Genomic DNA, 21694 nt, shown 5'->3' on the forward strand with positions numbered 1-21694 from the left:
CATAAGTTGGTCGCATAACTCGATTCCCTTCTGACTAACACACGATGGACAACAGAAGCGCTGATGTGTGTTAGCGTTCTTTCGGGGACACCGGCGTGATGTACTGATAGCCCCACGAATTGTTGTCCTCTCGCCACTGCCAGTAATAGTAGCCGCGGCCGTCAATCTCCTTGATAACGACGTAGGCCCCGCCGGGGACATCCTCGTACTCTTCGGGATTGGTGGCGACCGCCCGTTCTTCGAGGGCCTTCTTGTTCTTCCGACTCTTCCGACGGCGTTCTTCGTTTTCGCGTGCGCGCGTGGACTGCTTCTCCTTGATCAGGGTCTCTGCGTAGTCGACGATCTCCTTCAACGTCTCCGGCGACTGCTTGCCGAGGCCCTCGTAGATGTACTTCGGGATTCGTTCATAGGCCATCTCTGACTAACACACATTCACCAACACAATAGTCGTTGTGTGTTAGCGAGGCGGCGCGGAAAACGTAGCGACAATTTCTACCGCGCCAACAGCAGATACCGTGAGAGCCGTGCGTGCCTTGTGTACCGTGCGTACTGTATAGACCGTGAGTACCGTTCGAGAAATGTTGAAGCAGCCGGGCTACGGGAGATCGTCGACGTCGTCCGGGTCGTGGCCGCGCGATTCGAGGATGAGACGGGTTACTTCGCGAGGGTTCTGGTGAGCCAGCCGTACCATCGCGTCGTGCGCTTCGCGCTTCTCGAAGTCGTCGTACCCGAGCGCCAGGAGATCGTTCTCCACGGCGTTACAGAGGACGGTGATGAACCGTGAGTTCGAGTTGTGAGGGTAGATCGACGTCTTGTCGCTCTCTGAGGATGTGAACCACGGGCCGTCTTCGGGCTCGTCGACGACCGCTCCCTCGTCCTCGTCAGGTTGCTCCGGTGGCTCCTCGTCGCTCTTGGACCCACCTTTCACCTCGTCCAGCTGGTTGCGAAGGTTGCTGCTGTCCATAGTTATGCACGCTCCGCGACGATCTCCGCCAGCGTGTCGAAGTGTTCGATCTGGTCGCACGAGGGGTCGAAGTGGGCAACGGGCATGTTCTCGTCAAACGAGTCCGAGAGCGCGTCCCGCTCTCGAATCCCGGGGAGAGGGATATCGCCGCGACCCTTGGAGTCGATCTGTTCCCACTGTTCTTCGGTGATGCGCGCGTAGGCCGGGACGTAGTCCGACCAGTTCTTGTTCAGATCCTCAAGGAGCCGACGGTCGGGCTTGTGGGGACGGATGGACTCACTCAGCATGTTCGGCGTGATCGCGAGGATATCCGCAGCGCCGTCAGTTGCGTCGATGATCGGAAGAATTTGGGTCTCCATGATGCGTTCGAGGCCGCTCACGCTCCCCTGTCCGGGGATTACCGGGAGGATGAAACTCTGGGCGGCAACGAGCGCGTTGTCCGCAACCTTCGAGGGGTCTCCGGGAGCGTCGAGGACGACGTAGTCGTAGCCGTCTTCACGAAGGGGCTCGATAACCTCTTTCTTGAGGATGACGTCGGCGTTCATCTGGTTCTTCATTCGGTCGTTGATGGTTGACATCTCCGACGAGCTGGCGATGACACCGAAGCCGAACTCGGTCTCGATGACGAGCTCCGAGGGATGCTTGTCCCGGAAGATGACGTCCTCAAGGTCGCCGTTGTTCTTGTACGCGTCTCCGAATCCGAGGAACTCTGTCCCGTGGCCGTTCTTGTCGATGTCAATGTAGACCGTGTCGCCGTGGTTCTCCTGGAGGCGATCTGTGAGGTTGATTGCGATTGTCGATTTACCCATTCCGCCTTTGAGGATACAGACGGCCACGACACCGTTCTGCGAAGTTTGTGCTTTCATGGAATCACCGTGTTTTCCCATACCGTGCGTACCGTGTGTACAGTAGATACCGTACCAGCAGTTTACACCGCACAGGGGATGTGAAATACTTCGATGCTGGAGACACTATAAACTATACGGTAAGAACGGTTTGAGAATCACTCACCGTCTATACGGTATAGACCGTATGTACAGTATTAAAGATAGGAGGATTCTCGCGGTATATCGGCCGATAGGAAGAGAATTCCGACCATAAGAATAGTCTATGCAGTACATACTGTCCATACGGTGTGAACTGTGTACACCGCATGCACGGCCGTTGCAGTCCTCGCAGTATTCACCGCATATGCCGTCCAAACGGTGCCCATCGCACGCGGTTCCGAAGGCCGTACCGTACGGACAGTACGTACAGCTAACACAGTCTGTACAGTAAACGCAGTGCAATCGGACGGGATTTACGGGCCGCAACGACCAGTTCGCCGCAACCGTACCGCACCGCAGTCACGATGGGTCCTCCCGTGGGTCGTCCCCTGCGGGACAGCCTACGGGTCGAGGCGCAGGGCCTCGCTTCCGTCCGCTCCGCTTGGAGGTGTCCTGCGCTCCGCTCTTCTGTCCCTTGAGGTGTTTGTGAGGCAAAGAGAGAAAGGCCGATATTCAGCCATATTGGGTGTTTCAATTCCGTTGTTTTCGCCGCCTATAACCACTCTATAGTGTCGAATCCATAATTGAATGTTCGATAGTATTAATATGCGGTAGCACGTACCAAAAGGTGGAAGAAAGGTGTTTCCAACATGACCAAGTTCCAGTTCCAATTCGGCGATTCCAGCCAGCGAGGTGCGTTATGAGCGCGCTCGTCAAAGCGATCAGCGAGATGTTCGATCCGGAGTTCACCCGGTACAACGGGCAGCAGCTCTACCCGACGAAGAAGTCCATCGACCGCCTTACCGAGAAATACGGAACCGCCGGTAAGGAAGACCACCGAACCGTCCGGTACTACCTCGTGGAGGTCGAACTCGGCGTTCTAGAGGACATTCGTGCCGACCCGTCCGTATTCCCGGCCGCACGTATGACGTACATGACAACGGGCGGGCGTCTGAATCGATGTATCACTCGTGCGGAACCTGAAGAAGACGGCCAGTTGGATCCAGTTGGTGAACTCTGGCCCACAGCTATTCGGCCGTGGATAGAGGGCTGGTCGGCAGACGAAGACGAGTGGCAGAGATACGCGCCGGTTCTCCAGCGAGCCCACGGGATTCAGTTCGACAACTCGAACAATGACGACAACGACGACAACGACATTGAGGGTGGGATCGAAATGGAGATCGGAGACGTAACCCGAACCCCGGTAGAAGCGTAGCGCGGCTGACCATCAATTCTATTCAGCAAGCACAGACACAGATGCTATTTCAGGAAGATCACATCGAGCAGATCCGGAGCGGCGAGAAGACAGCGACGCGGCGGGATTGGTCGCGGAAGTCCGCCAAAGAAGGCGGCGTTTACATGGCGACGACGAGCCTGTTCACGTCCCACGACGAGTGCGATTGCTACATTCGAGCGACCTCGGTCGAACAGCAGACGCTTGGTGATATGACCGAAGAGGATGCGCAGAAGGAGGGCGGGTACACACTCGCCGAGTTCCGCGAGACCTGGGAGGCGATTAACGGCGAGGGCAGCTGGAATCCGGGGGCGGAAGTGTGGATCGTCGAGTTCGAGTACGTCGGAGAAGATCAGCCCGACCAGTAACGTTCACTCACTTTGAAACAAATATTGGTTTGTGTTAATAATCACCCTACGTGGACGGATTTTGAAGAAAGAAAATGTTTTAACGTAGTGTAATAACGGAGTAGATGGGCGAGAAGGGAATTGGAGCGTGTGACAGGCTTCGACGGGGTCGATCCCGACCCAAGACGCCCCCACCGTGCTTGCCGGGCTCGACACCGACTGGGCCTCACCAACCAACAGTCAGAGGCACAAGAAAGAACCCGACCCGCCCTATTTCACTTCTAACGTCGTATCTGTGGCGAATAGTTAAGTTACGGTTTCTCATACTTCAATTCGGTAAGGTAATTGATGGCGACTGAAAACCACGGCGGCGACGACCGAGCGTACATCACGGTCCACGAGGTCGCCCGCATGAATCCGAACGAGGAACCGAAGCTCTCCCGAGAGCTAATGCAATCACGAACCCAAGCGTCCAGCGAGACCGGCTACATGATGCGATTCGGGGATGAACGCCACAGTCGGCTCACCCCCTTCGACGTCGTCCAACTGCCTGGGAAGAGTTATCCCGTCCCACGAGCGGCGCTCGAATCACTCCCGTCCTACGTTCGCGCCCAGCTCGATCAAGACGGGGCCGTCCAGGTCATCGCAGAATACGACTCCGAGGACGGCGTGTTCAAGAACATCTCCTTGGACTGGGACGACCGATCATTCATCGAGCGCACGGTCGAACTGATGGCGTTGAGTGACGACGTGTCGTTCCTGAAAGCCGCCGACTACGTTGTCGTTGTCGAGGAGGAGCGGTACTCGAAACAGGACTGGGGAACGGTCCGGGGTGACGTGAGTGAGGGAGCCATCGCGAACAGCATCCGGGCTGTTGAGCAGGCGTTGGAGGCGAGCTCCGAGAGTCTCGGAGAACGCCATCGACCCGACGAACCCAACGTCCAGAAAGGGGGACAGGGCGGAACACCGATCCCCAGGAACAGTAGTGAGACGTAGCGAGCCGTCGGCCTTCACACCGTGTTTCCGATGTAGCTCGTCCGCTACAACCCCACCATTTCCGCTGCAATTCTCCGCGTAGAACCCGTTACGGCGTCGGATGCTGATGTTAGGCTTTATACTCCCAAGAGTGGTTAGTATTACTTGGAGGCATACAGGATGAGCAAGACCGAAGCCACCACCGACGACGAACAGACCACGACCGAGCTCACATTCACCGTTCGCGGCAGCGACCTTCCCACCGACCGGGACGACCCACTCGTCGAGGACCTCACCGCCGAGATCGCGGCGCTCGTCGAGAACCAGACCACGGTCGCGACCGAGGACGTGGACGTGAACGCGCACGCCGGCCCCTTCTACGTTCGCGTCCGAGACAGCTGCCCGATGTGCGGTAGCGCAGTCGAAATGACCGACACCGCCGCCCACACGGACGGGTTCGCGAGCGCGTCTTCATCATGCACTGACGACGAGTGCCGCTGGCACGGGAACGCACAGTTCGCACTTATCGACTTCGCGGGCTACGATGGTGAGGGGGATGTAGTCGAGGCCGTCAACAACGGACAGAAGCGCCCGCTAAAGAGGTCCTACTGAACGGTTCCCACGACTTTTCGACGTGTTTTCACCGCCGAAATCGGAACCCTGAAACGCACGTTTAAGGCGTTTACAAGCGTCCTATCGCCCGTTCTCGTGTCCGTACCTTTATACTGATACACGCTCTTATTTCTGAGTGGAGGCAGTAAGGATGAGCAAAGCACAAGCTTCCAACAACGAACAGACCAACGACCAGCTAACTCTCACCGACGACCAGACGTGGGAGTACGACACGACGGGGAACCTCCCCGAAGACATCGTACGCGAGTTCGAGATCCCCGAGAACGCCAACCTCTACACGCTCTTCATGGACATCGACGAACTCCGCGAAGCGATGAAGACCCCGGTTGAGGAGGCCATCGACCTGATCGAGACCACGGACGGCCGTCCGCCCGCGTTCGAGGGCCGCGTCTGCCAAGATCTCCTAGACCTCGTACACCGCCACCTCTACGGCGTCATCAACGAGTCTCGAATCGCCATTCACGACGACGGGTGGCTTATTCGCGTCGTGGACTCTGCGAACGTAATGATGTACCACATCTGGATCGATGCCGGCGACTTCGAGCACTACACGTGCAAGCGACCCGGCGTCATCGGCGTGAGCTGGAAAGATGGCGTCTCCGACGCACTCGCCGACTTCCGGAAGGGAACTACCATCGACGTCGCTGTGCGGAACGAACTCCCGGGTTCGCCAGCTAACCCGCCCGAAGTCGAGTGGACCGACGGCTTCCAGCTCCTGGACGTCTCTCTGAAAACGCTGGAACGCTCAGTCGAGAAAACAATCGAAGCACTGGAACGGCGGGACACGACGCTCGTGTTCGACGACGGCATTGAGGCGTCGGTTGGACTCATCGAACCCGGTCACGTCCGCACCACGCCCGACCTCCCGGAGATCGACCAAACCTCCCGTGTCGAACTTCCCGGTGTAGATCTTAACGAAATCTGCAAACGTGCAGACCGGAACGCGGCACACCTCTCGGTCGAGGCCGATGAGGCGAACCTGACGTTCACGGCCGATGGAGGCCGAACTACAGTGTCGAAGACCTACGCGGGCGTCGAGGACCTCTTCGAGTACGACCCGGACGACACGAACGACCGGCTACAGTTCGAGGCCGACACGAATGACGGCGACCACTCGATTTACAGCGGCGACTACTTCGCGAACTTCTGGAAGAAGGTACGGAAAACGTCGCTCCGGGAAACGTACACGATGCGGTTCGGCGACGAGCTTCCCGTGACCGTGCAGCGAGATCTTGGTGAAAGTGGAACCATCCAAGTGATGCTGGCTCCACGAATCCAGTCGGACTGAGCCTCACCCCCCGGGGTCGTCCGGAACTTTTGATCACGGAGACGAGGAATGTCGAAAGAGACCGTGACGACACCCACCCCCGGGGGCGTCCGGAATTATTTTGCGAATAAGAGAGGGTGTCCGAGATGGAAGAGGACACCCACCCCCCCGGGGGCGTCCGGAATTATTCTGTGAAGGAAGGGGAGGGGTCGAGTGGACTCGACCCCTCAATGAATCCCGGTAACGCTGGGATTCAGGCGGTTGCAGCATTGACTCTGATGATAGACTCTCTACCCACTACCTAGCTAACTAGTTCTAGTAAGTATAGTATTATATGTTACGGTTAGTTGGAGTTAGTTTCCTGTTTCTACCGCTCTACCTTATGTTTTCACTTCATTGATCCGCTTTATTCTATCGCTTTATAACTAAACGTGTGTTCTCAGTGATTCCTTCGAGACTCTTTTTGGCGATAGTTCCGGACGTACCCGGGGGGGAGGGGTATATAATGAAAGGGAGTTCCGGACGTAACGGACGTAACGGACGCAGGGGGTTTTATATAGTGCGGGTCGTGTGGGATTGAATATGGAAACGCGGTATGGGAACCCGTCCCCCATCTTCGAAGATGAACGCTACCTCTTGGAGGACTATACTCCCGAAACACTCCCCGAACGCACTGAACAACTGGATGAATTATACAACGCCCTCGAGCCCGCCTCTCGCGGGATTGGCGCTCAGAACGTCTTTCTGTATGGGAAAGCAGGGCAGGGAAAGTCGGCGACTGCAAAGGTCGAACTGGGTCAGCTCCAGCACTACGCGGAACATGAGGCCAACGATCTGGACTTAACAGTCGTTGAACTCTCCTGTGAAGACCTTGCGGGCTCCTACCAAGTCACCTGCCGAATCGTCAAGGAACTCACGGGCGAACATCCGAACGGCCACCCCACGGACGTCGTCTTCGAGAAACTGTGGGACGCCCTAAACGAAGTCGGTGGATCAATCATCCTAGTTCTCGACGAGATTGACAACATCGGGACGAACGACCAACTCCTCTACGCACTCCCCCGCGCTCGCGATAAAGAGTACGTCAACGACAACGTCTTTCCGAGCATTCTCGGTATCTCTAACGACCTCCAGTGGCGCGACCACCTCTCACCCAAGGTGAAGGACAGCCTCTACGACGAGTCCGTGTTTTTCCCACCCTACGACGCCAACCAACTTCGAAAAATTCTGTCTCGCCGCGCGGTGAAGGCGTTTAACGACACAGAAGCCATCACCGAGACCGTCGACGACGAGGAGGTCGTGGTTGGTGTTGAGAGCGACGTACTCACGGAAGACGTCATCCCTCTCGCAGCTGCGTTCGCTGCACAGGATACCGGCTCTGCGCGACAAGCGATTCGCTACCTCCGGAAAGCAGGTCGGCTTGCATCGAGTGCTGGAGACGAAGCCGTCACCGAAGAGCATCTTCGCGAGGCTCAGAACCAAGCCGAGCGAGAACGTGTTGTTGAGGGGATGGAGGCACTAACGACACAGGGCCACCTTACATTAGCCGCGGTGACTGCCCTCGAGTTTGCTGGCGAAGCACCCGCAACGACTCGTGAGGTCTATCAAGTTTACCGGCAGATCGCCGAGGACATCGACGCCGATCCATTAGTCATGCGTCGGATGCGAGAACACCTCCAAGAACTGGATATGCTCGGCATCATTCAACTCGACTCGAAAGCAGCGGGATCACCAGGCGGACCGACGTACCACGCACAACTCCGCGTTGATAAGGAGACAGCGAGAGAGGTACTCAGCAGGCAGAGCCGTGTTGCAGACGCGGGCGACCTTGATACCTACGTGAGTCCCCGTCAGCAGAAGCTCTAAGCGAAACTCCGAGAAGACACAGACGCTCACATCCAGAAGAATTGGAACTAATTCCGGACGCCCCCGGGGGGTCAACAGTGAATATCACGCTCTCAATCCTACTCTCCACAATATTCGTTCGACCTCTACTCTCTTGGTGTTTTGAGGATTTTTCCGGACGCCCCCGGGGGTGGCCCTTCTGGAGAAAACCGTGAACTCGGTTTGTCCTATCCGAGACCTCTGCTTTGGTGATCTGAGGGCTCTTTGGGACGTGCTCCGAGAGTTGGACACGTTCGAAGGGTGAACTTCAAACAAAGTTCAAATTTATTCTATTCAGTAGAATTGAAGACTTTTCCGGACGACCCCGGGGGCCAACGGATGAATATTGGCATTAGAAGGCTGTAATTTGATGTATAGAGAAGGTAGCGACAGTTTGGAGTGTTGGGGATTTTTCCGGACGTACCCGGGGGGTGAGGCCGCCTTAGAATCGTTCAATCCCTCATATCTCGATCTTGAACCGGATTTTAGGCGTTGGGGGGCTTTTCCGGACGTTTCCGGTGGTTGATGACGGCCAACTCTTTTATACTATCTGTAAGTTACTTTCGAGTGGAAGCAAAACTGGATGACCACGGCCTCATCTGGAATACTCCCTACCAGGAAACACCGGACACCGTGTGAGTCCTCTCCGCGACTCGAATATACAGCATGACCCAGGAAATCGAAATCAGATCCGATATCGAACCAGCACGCCCGTTGGAGTGGGACCTCCGCGGCGGTCGTCTGTTCATTAGGACGACCGACGGCGAGCTCGAAAACGTGTTCGTCGACAAGAGCCAGCGCGTAACGAAAGAACAGGCCCGTGAGATTCTTCGAGAGGAGTTTGGATACGACCCGGAAGCCATCATCACACCGGAACTCTTTGAGGAACTTCCCACTAACCTTGAGAGCAACGACGACTACGAGTCGTTCGTCGAATCTCTCGTCGACGCCCTCCACAGCGTCGACGTGATCGAAGCGAAGCACACCACTATCGGAGGTGACGGTCGCGTCTGGACGTCTACGGACAACATCGGCCGAAAGGGACTCGTCCTCGTCGTCCTCACGAACATCGACGAGGAACGCAACCGTCCGCGCAGCGACAACGTTCTCAGCCAGCTCACCTCGACGATACCCGATGCCGTCAAGAATGTTCACACTCAACTCGAAGCTGGAGACACCGCTGCCTTTGACGCACTCGGCGACCTCGTTCGAGCAATCGGGGATGCGGATTCGCACGCGCTCCTCGCCATTCGCGCACCGCAGGCGGGTGCAGGTATCCCGACTGGATCGCACTACTACGAGGGCATCGACGCCGAGTTCATCTATATCCCGGAATCCCTGTTTGACGAGCCGTTGGATGAACCACAGGCGATTAGTCCGATACGAGATGCCCTTTTTCGAGAACGTGTTGGCGATGAGAACGGTGTGCGAGTGAAGCCCCGCGTTCCAGTTGAACTCCTGGATGCCGCAAGCAACCTTGCGGGCTCCCTCAACGAACATCTCCAAGACGTTGCACCGAAGGTCTCGCAGAACATGCTCATCCAGCTCGCAATTTGCGTCGTCATGGACGCCCCCAACGCCGTCCGACTTGACTCTGATGTTGACAAGGCACTCCAAGAGGCGACCGACGAATCGTTGACGTTAACGACTGCGTACGTCCCTGACGACCTCTACGGTCGGTTCTACAACTACGTTGAGGACGCTGGGCTTCGAGAACCCGAGTTGATACGTCTCGGTCTCGCTGCGGTCGTGCGTGTGCTGGCAGACGAACTCGGGGCTGAAACGTGGGAACCGACCAAGGACGCCCCTGCGGACGTCAACGCGGTACGGGTCGCTATTGAGAACACGGGGATGCTTCACGATCTCGAAGCGTAGACGAGACCACTCTTCGTGCGGTGTATTGAGAAGGGCGAGCGCCAACTTCATCAGATGGGCTATGACGCGAACCAAGAGCTTCTCGAGGAAAATGATGTATGAATGTGGCTTCCGGGAGTTCCGCGTTCTGATTGGAGGCAGTACACGGATGAGCGAGTTCTAAGAACTCGTCCCGGAAGCCGTGTTGGAATATGGCCGGGTGAACACTTAAACTCTCGGCATCGCTGTAATGGGGGCACTTGATTCTGCGAGGGGGTGGAGTGAAGATCTGTCTTGTAGGTAATAGTTCTCACATGAGTGAGAATCTATACAGTACTATTCGCGGTCAGACAATAGGAGCCGTGCTCTATGAGGTAATCAACACAAGAACACAAAACGAACTCTTCGTCAACCGGTACACCTCTGATCAACGACGTCACCCCAGAACGCTCTGGAGGTCTTGGGAACGAGAACTAATCGTGTTCACTGCGACGTCGGCGACCTCAGCAACATCTTTTTGAGTAATCGGTTGGTCGACGAACTTCGCCGCAACATAGACAGCTGCGCCCGCAACGCCAGTCGGGGCGCAGCCGGAGAGAAGGTCTTCGTTTCTGGCCGTGTTGATAATCTCCCGGGCAGTTCGCTCAATTTCTACGTCGACGGCGAGCTCGGAGCAGAACCGGGGGAGGTAGTCGCGGGGGTCGGTTAGAGGGAGTTCGAGGCCGAGTTCCGTAGCAAGGTGTCGGTAGCCACGGCCGATTTTCACCCGCGGGACACGGGCAACGGTGACGAAGTCGTCCAAACTCCGCGGAACATCCTCTTGTCGGCAGGCGAGGTACGTCGCGGCGGTTGCTATGGTCTCGATGGACCAACCGACGATAAGGTCTTCGTCGAACGCACGCCGGTAGATTACGCTGGCGGTCTCACGAGTCACGTCAGGGAGACCGAGTGAGGACGCGATTCGGTTAATCTCGTTGAGGGCGGTCGAGAGACTCCGTTCTTTTGTGGTGTTCTCTCGGATTCGCGCTTGCCACTGTTGGAGCCGCTTCCCGAACGACTCGTAGCTTTGCAGCTGTTTCGTTTCTTGGTAGTGTCGACCGTGCCACTCGATGTAGGTTGTTAGCCCTCGCTCTGTGAGTGTTGGATCGGTCGGCGTCGTCGGGTCATTCGTACTGCTGGATGCGTCTTGTTGAGGACGTTCGTCAAGGACGAGACCACAGTTGTCGCAGAGAAGTTCTGAGCCGGTGTAGATGATGTCACCACTACACTCCGGGCAGCCTTCGATAGAGTGTGGGTCCTCCGAGACGCGACTCATCGTTGCCTGTATTTTCAGAGGAATGTAATTAATCCTTCTTTTGGAAAGAGTGGTTTCGGAATATTGCGGAATATATGTATTTAGGGGCGTCTGAAGTCGTTATAGGATTCTTTTCGTATGCTCTAAAACAGTTTAGAGTATTGGAACAAAACTTTATACTCGCTTGTGAGTTAGTAAGAAGTGGAGGCAATAGACGCTCAGAAATGTCCACTTTCACCATATTTCCCGACCCGAAGGAGACGATCAAAGCCGCTCTGGAGGTGGGTGTCGAGAGTACCCCGCAAATCGTCGCCCAACTCCAAGCGTCCGATGACTCGGAGAAGACGCTCGAAGACTGGATCGAGATGGTTGAGGCGGTCAAAAACGACTATTCGACAACAATGATTCCCGAGGCGTCTCACCAGACTGACGGTGACGAAGAGGAGACTGACGACCAGAATATCTCAGAACGAGAGAACGAGGCTCCCGTGACGAACGCGGAACTTCGAGAAGCCTTGAAAGCCGCAGATGTGACGGGTGAAAAAGCCGGAGAACTCCCAACATAGGCTGGCTTTGTTCCGATTAGATCTACGAAGGATAGACTGCTATTAGAATATTGGATAGATAAAAACGCAAGACAGCAGTTCTCCATTACAGTTAAGTTCACTGATTCGGAAAGAAGCAGTATGTCACAAAAGGTGGCACTCACCCTACTGGTGGCAGTCCTCGTCGCGCTCGCTGGCTGCGGCGGGAGCGCCAACCAGACGACAACGGCAGTACCTAACGACACGACGTCGAACCTTGGAAGTGGGATGTCGACGTCGACCGAAACACCCACGACCACAAAGACGCTCTCGAGTATCACCCTCCCGAAGGGGGTTACTCAAGATTCCGTCGAGGAAACAACACTTTTGAAGACCCATACGCAGACGCTCGGCAATACAACGTTCACCGAGAAAATCCGGGTCGGTATCGCGACGGCGGTCAACCTGGATGACCCGAAAGTCATGGCGTCTACACACACGGCCTACGCGAACCCGAGTTCCGGCGAGGCGTACGTCATGCAACAGGCCGATAACGGCCCGGGAAAATCGATGTACTCGGACGGTTCGACAGCTTACATCAAGACTACCAACGAGGGAGGTTCGCAGTACGCGGTTTCGTCACGTCGACTCTCCGCTAACGAGATCGTCGCTCCCTTCATGGTCGAATCGTATCTGAATGCAGCCGGGTTCACCCCGCAGGAAGTCGTGACCAAGGACGGCCAGACGTTTATTAAGCTCAGCGTCACTGGCGTCGAGAAGCCGGGACTTCTCCGTGACGAGATGAAAGCCCAATCGGTTGGGAACGCGACAGGGACCGCACTCGTTGACACGACTGGACGGATTCACAATCTTAACCTTTCGATTCAGTACGTTCCCAAGCAGGCCGATGTTACGAACGAGATTCGTGTCTCGATGAACCTCGAGAACGTCGGTTCGACGAGCGTCGAGAAGCCGTCGTGGGTCTCGCAGGCGAAGGAGAAGGCTCTCGCAACGGATATTTCGTTGGTAGACCAGCAGTATGTCGAAGTCACTCCCACGAACGGACAGATCAAGGGGGGAACGTCCTTCTTTGTCTTCCTGAAGGGTCATGGGGACTCTAAGGTGACTGTTTCGCAGGAGGTTGCGAGTGGAGAGAGTGTCTTCCTCTATGCGCAGGGCGGTGAGATTAAGCTCTCTACCACGAAGCCCAGTAACGCACAGAAGACCGACGGATACTCGCTAGTGGCGGTCGGACCGAACGGTAACGAGCTGTTCCGGTCGAGCGCGTAATCGGTCGTTCTGACTCTGTTTCTTCTCCGGAGGTCGCGACGACGAGAGGTATCCGTAGATTTATACTTGATGAGTGGTTATTGTAGAGTGGAGGCAGTACATATGAGCGAAAGTATGCGAGCGCAGACGCGCACCGCCATCACGACGAGCACGAAGATCCAGACCAATACTCCACAGTCCACGTCAACTCGAGAGACGGTCTGCCCCGAGTGCAACGGCGACCTAATTGCAGACGAGGCCCACGGTGAGACCAGCTGTGCAGAGTGTGGTCTCATCATCCGGGAAAACGAGATCGACCACGGCCCCGAGTGGCGATCGTACAGCGACGACGACATCAACCGGAAGCGGACGGGCGCAGCCCGGACGCACCTCCGTCACGACCACGGGCTCTCTACCGAAATTGGCTTCGGGAAAGACGGTGCAGGCCGCACGCTCTCGGGCCGCCAACGCTCAAAGATGCGACGGCTCCGGAAGTGGAACCACCGGTTCCAGAACGACAGCAGCGACCGCACGCTCCGACACGCCATCGGAGAGATCCGTCGGATGGGTTCAGCGCTCGGACTCCCGAAGACTGTCCAGGAGACCGCAGCGGTGACGTTCCGCCGCGCACACGGGGATGGCTTGCTCCCGGGCCGGTCGGTTGAGGCCGTCGCGAGCGCCTCGCTCTACGTTGGCGTGCGGATGGCCCAGCTCCCAAACACGCTTACCGGCGTCGCCGGCGTCAGTCGCGTCGACGAAGACCGGATCATCTCGGCGTACAAGTACATCCAGCGTGAACTTAGTCTGGAGGTTCCCCCGGCGAGCCCTCAGCAGTTCGTATCTTCGATTGGAAGTGAGGTCGGTGCAGCGAGCGCCACCGAACAGACTGCCCTCAAGGTTCTTCATCTGGCTGCGGACTCGTGCTACATGTCGGGAAAGAACCCTGAATGTCTTGCTGCGGCGGCGATCTACGCGGGAAGCCTTCTCGAAGACGACAACGTCACGCAAGCGGCGCTCGCGAATACTGCGGACGTCACGCCCGTCACGATCCGGAACCGCTACCAGGATCTCATTGACCTCTACCAGGGCTCGGAATAACGTGCGGCAGTTGCGGTCGACCTCGACGACTATTCTTCCGGTTCGTATCTATGTTACAGTTCTGTAGAACGCTCTCATTAGCGAAATGAAATAATAGCTGGAGTTTAGATTTCTGAAATTAAAAAAATGGCATACGAAACGGGGATTTGGGATGATAGGTCGACACCTCACCAACGCAGTAGACCTGTACATTTAATTGAGTCCTCGTGATATACACCCGTATGGCTGAACAGACAGAAGGTGACTCCCCCACAGAATTCAGAGTGGACTTCTCGAAATTCGACGTACCTAAAGACCTCTCTGGCTTCCAGCGTGACCTTCTCTGTGTTCTTCGAACTTTGGACACGCCGATTGGATTGGAGGTAGATAATGCGATGAAATCGCTGTATCGCAAAGAAATCAACCACGGCCGTCTCTATCCGAATTTAGACGAACTCGCAGACAAAGGCCTAATTGATAAACTTCAGAAAGACAAGCGGACGAACGAGTACGTCATCACCCGACGCGGAGAATACGTTCTAGACGAGTACCGACGATTCGTCGATGGAACCGTTACTGAAGAAATCGATGCTGAGCAGGGTCTGGAAGATATTGACTACACGGACTACGACGTACCCAAAGACCTCATTGAGTTCCAGCGTGACCTGATCTGTATTCTTAACTCGATGGATCGCCCGGCGGGGAAAGATGTCAAAACAGCGATGGAGGACCTCTATCGCGAGGAGATTAACCACGGCCGTCTCTATCCGAATTTAGACGAACTCGCAGACAAAGGCCTGATTGACAAGCGCCAGAAGGACAAGCGGACGAACGAGTACGTCGTCACCCGACGTGGTTCGTACGTGTTGGCCGAGCTCCGTCGGTTCGTCGACACTACGATTCCGCTGAACTGACGCTGGATTCTTTTGAGTGTCGAAACCGCTTGAGAGCGGTTGCTATGTCACCCCTCGTCAGTAGCATTCTGCCATTTTGAAGGGTTTGGATGACTCGAACGACTTTCCCGAAATCGACCGATATTAGCTACATTTGAGCCTATTTCTGGCATAGCCAAACGTTTAAGGAGATTTGATACAAACGAATTCCTTAGCGAACTGGATAATAATTCTATGGCGACCTCAACAAACACCGAATCAGCGCTCACTCGGCCAGAGGACTTCGACCCGGGCGAGTTCTTCCGTCACGACGGTGAGCAGGCACTCGTTGGTCCGGAGGACCTTGAACGAATCATCCCCAAAGACGAAAAACCGTTCCTTGATGAGATTGAACGCTACTGGCTGAACAAGCCGTACTCGTTCGCGGTCGTGTACCACTCTCGTCGTGAGAACGAACTGGTCTACTACGCGATTGAACCATACCTCGATGAAGACGAGTCCAAACTCCTCCAACTGCTTGACGAGCAGGTCCGCATCGAGATTGAGTACGACGCAATCAGCGTGGACACGCCACTCGAAAAGCGAATCGAGCTCATACAGGATCAAGCCCGTGAACTCCTCCGGCGCTGGAAACTCATCAGTCGCGTCGACCTTGATCCGGAGGAAGCCTCTTGGAAAGACCAGCTCGTCTACCGTGCTGCGTCGTTCCTGGAGAATCACGCAGAGAAGCGGCGCGAAGATCGAGAGGGGACGGAGTCAGACAACGAGACCGTCCGAACCGCGCCCGTCATCCGCGACGAAGAGGGTGAGCGTACCACACTCACCCCTGCACAGATTGACAAGCTCACGTACTACCTCGTCCGGAACTTCGTCGGGTTCCAGCGCATCGACCCACTCAAACACGACGTTGCCATCGAGGACATTACCTGCAACGGCCCGGACGAGGAAATCTTCGTCGACCACCAGAGCTACGAGACAATCCGGGTCGCGAACATCCAGTTCTCGAAGGACGAACTGGACGGCTACGTGAAGCGGCTCGCAAACTCCTCTGGGAAGGGTATTTCACGACGCCAGCCGTCCGTGGACACAACTCTTCGAGACGGTTCCCGTGCCCAGCTAACTCTCTCCGAGGAGATCTCTACGAAGGGATCAAATTTCACCATCAGGCAGTTCCTTGACATCCCGTTCACCCCCATCGACCTCGTAAACTGGGGGACTTATTCACTGGATCAGATGGTCTATATCTGGTTCGCCATTGAGCACGGACGTTCGGTCATATTTGCGGGCGGCACGGCGTCCGGGAAGACCACGACGCTGAACGCGGCAAACCTGTTCGCCCCCTCGAACGCGAAGTTCGTCACCATCGAGGACACGCCAGAGTTGGAGCTCCCCCAGAAAAACTGGACAGCCAGCATCACTCGGCAGGCAGTCACGCAGGAGGGGATGGACGCTATTGAGGAATACGATCTACTCGAAAACGCACTCCGGCAGCGCCCGACCTACATCATCATGGGGGAGGTTCGTGGTGAGGAAGGCCAGACCCTTTTCCAAGCGATGGGTTCCGGTCACACCAGCTACACGACCTTCCACGCGACCAACCCAGACCAGCTCATCAAGCGGTTCTCCTCCGAGAAGATTGGCGTCCCGAAGTCCTACCTAGACATGCTGGACCTCGTCGTCATGCAGAAGGAGACCCGTGTAAACGGTAACAAAGTCCGGCGGTCGCCCGAAATCACGGAATTTGGGGACTACGACGACGAACGCGACGCCATCGACATGGAGACGCTCTACAAGTGGGAGCCGACAACGGACGAATACCAGCAAGTTGCCGAGAGTGACGTTCTTGAGGATATCCGCATTCAGCTCGGGTGGTCGGAAGACCGCCTGATCCGTGAGATTCAGAAGCGGAAGTCCGTCCTCGCGTACCTCATCAAGCACAACTACAATACCTATGGGCAGGTGGCTGGGACGATTCAGGCGTTCATGCGAGACGAGGAGGCCATCCTCACGCTCATGGCGAACGAGGAGTTGGGCGACTACCTCCAGAATTTCCAGAACTCGTCGACGCTCGAAATCGACGTCGACCCCGAACGCGAGGCACTTGTCCCACGCCCCGATCCGTCCGACAAATCGCTCAGGCAGTCTGAATCTGCTCTCAGTGAGGCGGCCCCACTGCTCGAAGAGTACGAAGGCCGGGATATCGGAGCGTCCTTCACGATGTTCGAGGACGTTGAGAACGTCGAGACGGACGAGGAGTCGCCGGAACCGGATGCCGTGGAAGAGCTGCCGGAACTGGAGGCCGCTGACGAAGGGCCGCTGGGACTGGATGCTGCGGAGGAGCCACTAGAACTGGAGGCCGCTGACGCCGACTCCCTACACGACGTGGGAGAGGACAGCGAAGTCTCCGTATTAGAACCCGCCGAGGACGGCGAGGAAGCCGACCCTGCGCTGGAATCGGAAACCGACGACGAACCCGTCACGGTGGGAACCGAGAATGATGAGGTGGACGCCGAAGACACGATGGAAAATATTGAGGAAACGGAATACCCCGAGCGCTGTGTCGCACTTACGCAAACCGGTCGCCGCTGCAAGAACAGCGCGGAAGAGGACGCCCACTTCTGCTACCTCCCGGCGCACAACGTTGACGACGTTGACGAGACTGCCGAGGGGTGGGACCTCTCTGAAAGTGGCGAATCGGACGAGTCGGAAAACAACGATGAACCAGACGCTGAATCCCTCGCCGACGAGGATGCCGAGGACGGGGCTGACGAAGCCCACGCGGACGAGGACAGCGATGATGCTGCGGAGGGGATCATCGAGGACGGCGAAGAAGTCGATGAGGGGCCAGCCCCAGTCGCGACCAATGACGAGGAAGAGAACACGGAACCCGTCGAGATTGACGGCGAGGAACACGGTGAGTTGGAGACGGTCTCCAACGATGACTCGGACGAAGCGGCCGCCGCCGTCGACGAGAATGACGGTGAAGAACCGGAAGCTGACAAAGACGATGAGGAAGACGGATTGTTCGAGGTTGACGACGAGGAATTGAACGAGCTCTTCGCAGACGGGAGTGGCCGAGGTGAAGACGAGTGAGCTACCAGTTCGAGTCGTTCGCCGACCGGGATGAAGACGGGGTTGGAGAGTCCACGGACAGGTCCGCATTCCGAACGGGGATCGTCTCTCTCGCAGAGTTCTTCTATCCGCTCTACCGCTTTGTCTTCGCAAACCAGAAGGACTTCGTGGACAAGTTCGACCAGAAGATGCGCGAGGCGAACATCGACACCACGACCGAGGTTTACCTCAGTGGTGCGTTCGCTGTCGGGTCGATTATCGGGACGGTCTTCGCTATTGCAATGCTCGCTGTCGCGTACTCCGTCATCGTCGCCGGAGGTATGACCCTCCCTACGGTCCGGTACGACTGGTTCCCGCCCGCCATCCGCAACGTCATCATGATGGTTCCCCCGTCGGTTATTGGGGCTCTCTCGATGCTGAAGGTCCCGGCCGTTCTTCTATTCGCCGGGGCGATGGGTGCACTTCTCGGACTCGCCTTCGGTGGAGGGACTGGGGTTCTCATCCCGTACCTCCGAGCCCGCGACCGCGACCGCCAAATCGGACTCGTCTTCCCGGACGCGGTTGGAATGATGTACTCTCTCGCGGAGGGGGGAAGTGACCAACTCACTGTTTTCGAGAAAGTTGCGAATTCCGAGGACGCCTACGGAGAACTCTCGGTCGAGTTCCAGCGAATCGTTCGCGAGACCGAACTCTATCAGGAGGACTACGAGACTGCGATGCGGCGCGTTGCTCAGGACACTCCGAACGAAGAACTCGAGAAGTTTCTCACTGATATGCTCGGCATTCTGAACTCAGGGGGGAGCTTCAAGCAATACCTCTTGGAGGCAAAGGAGCGCCAAAAGCGTGAACGGAAACGGAAGCAGGAAAGCCGTCTCCGGATGCTCGAAGCACTCGGTCAGACCTACATCACGCTCCAGATCGCGCCGATGCTCGGCGTCATCATGCTCGTCGTTATGGCGATGGTTGGATCACCTCACATCGGTCTCCTCATCGCCATCGTCTACTTTGGCATCCCGACACTGAACGGCATGTACGGACTGCTCATTGCCGGGATAAAAATCGACGAGCCCGGCGACGGCTACATGGAAATCAACGGGGAGGTTCCGAACACTGCCACGAATCAGCTCTCTGTCGGCCCTGCGGCGAACTATCGGGGTGGCGGCGACCTCTTCGATCAGATTTGGCGGAATCAAGCGAAACACCGTATCAAAGAAATCCTCCGTGACCCGTTCGCGTTCTTCCGTGAGGAGCCGGACTATACGCTCTTGTTCAGCGTCCCGCTCGCTATCCTCACGGTCTTCGTGCTTCTCGGGTCAGGGCAGATTGAGCCTAGTATGTCGGCGTTCGTCGACCGACCTGTGCAGCAGACAATCGGGTTCTTCTTCGCACCGTTCTACGTCATCGTCCTCCCGTATCTCATCATGTACGAGTGGGGGTCGCGAATCCGTGGCGGCATCACAGACACGCTTGCCGGCGACCTTCGAAAGCTCGCGAACACGAACCAGACAGGACAGCCGTTCCACGAAAGCCTCCGAATGACCGCACAGGACAGCGATACGCGATTCGGGGAGGAACTCGGCATCATCTACAAGAAGCTCACCAGCGCTGGTGTCCCGATTGACCGCGGTCTCGTTGAATTCAACAACAAGTACCACATCCCCCAGCTGGCCCGAACGGTCAAGATTATCGAAAAGGCCCAAGAGGTCTCCAGTGAGATTACCGAAGTCCTCCAGACCGCAGCAGAAGCTGCCGAGATTCAGGAGGAACTGAAGAAGGAACAGAAGTCGCGGACGATGATGCAGGTCGTCGTCGTCATCATGTCATTCTTGGTGTTCCTCGCAATCCTCGCAGGGATGAAGGTGAAACTCATTGACATGGTCGTCAACATCATCGGGAGCGACCCCGCGTGGCCGAACTTTCAGTCGGTTAACCCACGGATGCTGGGGGTCTTGTTCTTCCACGCCGCGCTCATTCAAGGCGTCACGTCCGGCATCATCGCGGGATACGTGCAGAGTAACGATCCCCGAGCGGGGCTGAAGTTTGCCGCGTTGAACGGAACACTCGCACTTATCGTCTGGATTATGGTATCCTAATGATGGCCAAGCAACCACCGAAACCGGAACACGACCGCATGAACACTTCGGAGTCCGGGCTTCGCCGACACCTCCACGAACTCAAGAAGAATGACCGAGGACAGGCGTCTCAGCTTGACTTCCTATTCTCGATGACGATCCGGATGGTCGCGATCACGATGTTCCTCGCCGTGTCAGCTGCACTCGTCTACGGGATGATTGGACCGAACTATACTGACAAGATGGTCGCTGACCGCGCCGCCGACCGCCTTGCCGACGACTACCTCGTGGACACGCCGAACGATGCACTCCTCGAGCGAGAGTGTACCAAGGCGTTCTTCGCGAAGACGACACCCGGTGAATGTGGGTTCAAGGACAGTTGGACGAACGTCGACCAACCAGAGGAGTATCTGAATGCAGCACTCTTCGTCGACGAGAAACGCCAGATCAACGTCACCATCGAGAACACCGCTGGGAGCATCGCCTCATTGGACGAGACGAAACTCGCACTCGGCGAGACGCCGCCACGGGACCATAGCACTGTCTACAACTTCCATCGGCAGGTTGGGCTCGATGGGAATAACGATGGAGCGTACGAGTGGTACACGCTCCGGGTACAGGTCTGGTGAGACTCATGAAGGACAAACTTCACGAACGTCTGAAGTCGTTCCGAGGCGACGAACGGGGGAGCTTCTGGACGCTGGACGCAATCGTGTTCGCGGCTATGCTGATTGCGGGCCTCATCATCGCCGCACAAGCCGCGCCGACACAGCAGCCACAACGTCTCGCCGCCGACATGGCGGAAACGCAACTGCAAGCGGACGCTGCGGATCTCCTCGCGGTTGCGAACTCTACAGGTGATCTCCGAGATGCGACGGTCTACTGGAACGACGACATGAGCCAGTTCGTCGATTCCGGCGGTGACGGATACTATCTGAAACCGCCGGACGGGCATCCCCTCGAAGTTCCACTGGAAGAGGTTCTTCAACGGAGCAACATCGTGTACAATGTTGATGTCGTCTACCAGACGCCGAGCGGGACGACTGAGACGGAACGGATGTTCTATCAGGGGACTCCTGGAGCGCATGCTGTGACGGCCTCCTATACGGTCGTGTTGTACGACGACACATCTCTCGTTGGGCCGAACAGTGGCAAAACCCTTAGTGAGGCAGATAATTTCTATGCTCCTGACGCATTCCCCGGAGGTCGCAAGTACAACATTGTTCGAGTCCGGATGATTCTCTGGAAGATCTAACTCTATCAGTGGTTCTGAAGTCTTCATTTTCCACGACCGTTCCCAACGTTATATTCTCGGAGTGTTTTAGAGGAAATGATATGCGGGGAAAAAT

The 21694-nt window shown here is 56.5% G+C and carries 20 protein-coding genes and 1 pseudogene; 17 read left to right on the forward strand and 4 right to left on the reverse strand.

Annotation, left to right across the window (positions count from 1 at the left end; all coding sequences use genetic code 11):
- Positions 1–70 precede the first annotated feature (70 nt).
- From NDI65_RS17655 to NDI65_RS17665, 3 genes are all read right to left on the reverse strand, one after another.
- Positions 71–415: a hypothetical protein gene (locus tag NDI65_RS17655; RefSeq protein WP_310893966.1), complete on the reverse strand. Its 345-nt coding sequence runs from the start codon at positions 413–415 to the stop codon at positions 71–73.
- A gap of 180 nt (positions 416–595) precedes the next feature.
- Positions 596–964, reverse strand: a complete 369-nt coding sequence (locus tag NDI65_RS17660) for a hypothetical protein (protein ID WP_310893967.1) — start codon at positions 962–964, stop codon at positions 596–598.
- A gap of 2 nt (positions 965–966) precedes the next feature.
- Entirely contained in the window at positions 967–1851 is an 885-nt protein-coding gene (locus NDI65_RS17665) for a ParA family protein (RefSeq protein WP_310893968.1), read from the reverse strand.
- Positions 1852–2650: 799 nt separating this feature from the next.
- Here NDI65_RS17665 and NDI65_RS17670 point away from each other — a divergent pair.
- The 8 genes from NDI65_RS17670 (at position 2651) to NDI65_RS17705 (ending at position 10165) form a co-directional block, all read left to right on the forward strand.
- The gene (locus tag NDI65_RS17670) at positions 2651–3166 is read left to right on the forward strand and encodes a hypothetical protein (protein WP_310893969.1); all 516 of its coding nucleotides are present in this window, start codon (positions 2651–2653) and stop codon (positions 3164–3166) included.
- A 41-nt stretch (positions 3167–3207) separates the two neighbouring features.
- A complete protein-coding gene (locus NDI65_RS17675) occupies positions 3208–3552 on the forward strand; it encodes an ASCH domain-containing protein (RefSeq protein WP_310893970.1) in 345 nt (114 codons plus the stop codon).
- Positions 3553–3879: 327 nt separating this feature from the next.
- Positions 3880–4527 carry a hypothetical protein gene (locus tag NDI65_RS17680; RefSeq protein WP_310893971.1) on the forward strand — a complete coding sequence of 216 codons (648 nt, stop codon included), beginning with the start codon at positions 3880–3882 and terminating at the stop codon, positions 4525–4527.
- Between the two features lie 144 nt (positions 4528–4671).
- On the forward strand, positions 4672–5118 hold the full coding sequence (locus NDI65_RS17685; protein ID WP_310893972.1) for a hypothetical protein: 447 nt from the start codon (positions 4672–4674) through the stop codon (positions 5116–5118).
- Positions 5119–5269: 151 nt separating this feature from the next.
- On the forward strand, positions 5270–6427 hold the full coding sequence (locus NDI65_RS17690) for a hypothetical protein (RefSeq protein WP_310893973.1): 1158 nt from the start codon (positions 5270–5272) through the stop codon (positions 6425–6427).
- A gap of 125 nt (positions 6428–6552) precedes the next feature.
- The gene (locus NDI65_RS17695) at positions 6553–6711 is read left to right on the forward strand and encodes a hypothetical protein (protein WP_310893974.1); all 159 of its coding nucleotides are present in this window, start codon (positions 6553–6555) and stop codon (positions 6709–6711) included.
- A gap of 277 nt (positions 6712–6988) precedes the next feature.
- On the forward strand, positions 6989–8272 hold the full coding sequence (locus NDI65_RS17700) for an orc1/cdc6 family replication initiation protein (RefSeq protein ID WP_310893975.1): 1284 nt from the start codon (positions 6989–6991) through the stop codon (positions 8270–8272).
- A gap of 684 nt (positions 8273–8956) precedes the next feature.
- Positions 8957–10165: a hypothetical protein gene (locus NDI65_RS17705; RefSeq protein ID WP_310893976.1), complete on the forward strand. Its 1209-nt coding sequence runs from the start codon at positions 8957–8959 to the stop codon at positions 10163–10165.
- Between the two features lie 415 nt (positions 10166–10580).
- Here the strand turns inward: NDI65_RS17705 and NDI65_RS17710 are convergent, their stop codons facing one another.
- Entirely contained in the window at positions 10581–11459 is an 879-nt protein-coding gene (locus NDI65_RS17710; protein WP_310893977.1) for a transcription initiation factor IIB 3, read from the reverse strand.
- Between the two features lie 203 nt (positions 11460–11662).
- On the opposite strand from NDI65_RS17710, the gene NDI65_RS17715 reads away from it, so the two are divergent.
- The 9 genes and pseudogenes from NDI65_RS17715 to NDI65_RS17755 all read left to right on the forward strand — a co-directional run bounded on the left by NDI65_RS17715 (position 11663) and on the right by NDI65_RS17755 (position 21600).
- Positions 11663–12004 carry a hypothetical protein gene (locus tag NDI65_RS17715; protein WP_310893978.1) on the forward strand — a complete coding sequence of 114 codons (342 nt, stop codon included), beginning with the start codon at positions 11663–11665 and terminating at the stop codon, positions 12002–12004.
- A 120-nt stretch (positions 12005–12124) separates the two neighbouring features.
- A complete protein-coding gene (locus tag NDI65_RS17720) occupies positions 12125–13252 on the forward strand; it encodes a hypothetical protein (protein ID WP_310893979.1) in 1128 nt (375 codons plus the stop codon).
- 102 nt (positions 13253–13354) lie between these two features.
- Positions 13355–14329, forward strand: coding sequence for a TFIIB-type zinc ribbon-containing protein (locus NDI65_RS17725; RefSeq protein WP_310893980.1), 975 nt, complete (start codon positions 13355–13357; stop codon positions 14327–14329).
- Between the two features lie 221 nt (positions 14330–14550).
- Positions 14551–14841: pseudogene (locus NDI65_RS17730) on the forward strand (helix-turn-helix transcriptional regulator); the annotation flags it as partial.
- Positions 14842–14994: 153 nt separating this feature from the next.
- Positions 14995–15222 (forward strand): helix-turn-helix transcriptional regulator, encoded by a 228-nt coding sequence (locus NDI65_RS17735; RefSeq protein WP_310894018.1) that lies wholly within the window; start codon positions 14995–14997, stop codon positions 15220–15222.
- 213 nt (positions 15223–15435) lie between these two features.
- On the forward strand, positions 15436–18294 hold the full coding sequence (locus NDI65_RS17740; RefSeq protein ID WP_310893981.1) for an ATPase, T2SS/T4P/T4SS family: 2859 nt from the start codon (positions 15436–15438) through the stop codon (positions 18292–18294).
- A complete protein-coding gene (locus NDI65_RS17745) occupies positions 18291–20366 on the forward strand; it encodes a type II secretion system F family protein (RefSeq protein ID WP_310893982.1) in 2076 nt (691 codons plus the stop codon). The genes NDI65_RS17740 and NDI65_RS17745 overlap by 4 nt, the downstream gene beginning before the upstream one ends.
- A gap of 2 nt (positions 20367–20368) precedes the next feature.
- Entirely contained in the window at positions 20369–20974 is a 606-nt protein-coding gene (locus tag NDI65_RS17750; RefSeq protein WP_310893983.1) for a hypothetical protein, read from the forward strand.
- A gap of 5 nt (positions 20975–20979) precedes the next feature.
- On the forward strand, positions 20980–21600 hold the full coding sequence (locus NDI65_RS17755; RefSeq protein WP_310893984.1) for a hypothetical protein: 621 nt from the start codon (positions 20980–20982) through the stop codon (positions 21598–21600).
- Positions 21601–21694 lie beyond the last annotated feature (94 nt).

This window comes from Haloferax sp. S2CR25, from assembly GCF_031624535.1.
Classification (GTDB): domain Archaea; phylum Halobacteriota; class Halobacteria; order Halobacteriales; family Haloferacaceae; genus Haloferax; species Haloferax massiliensis.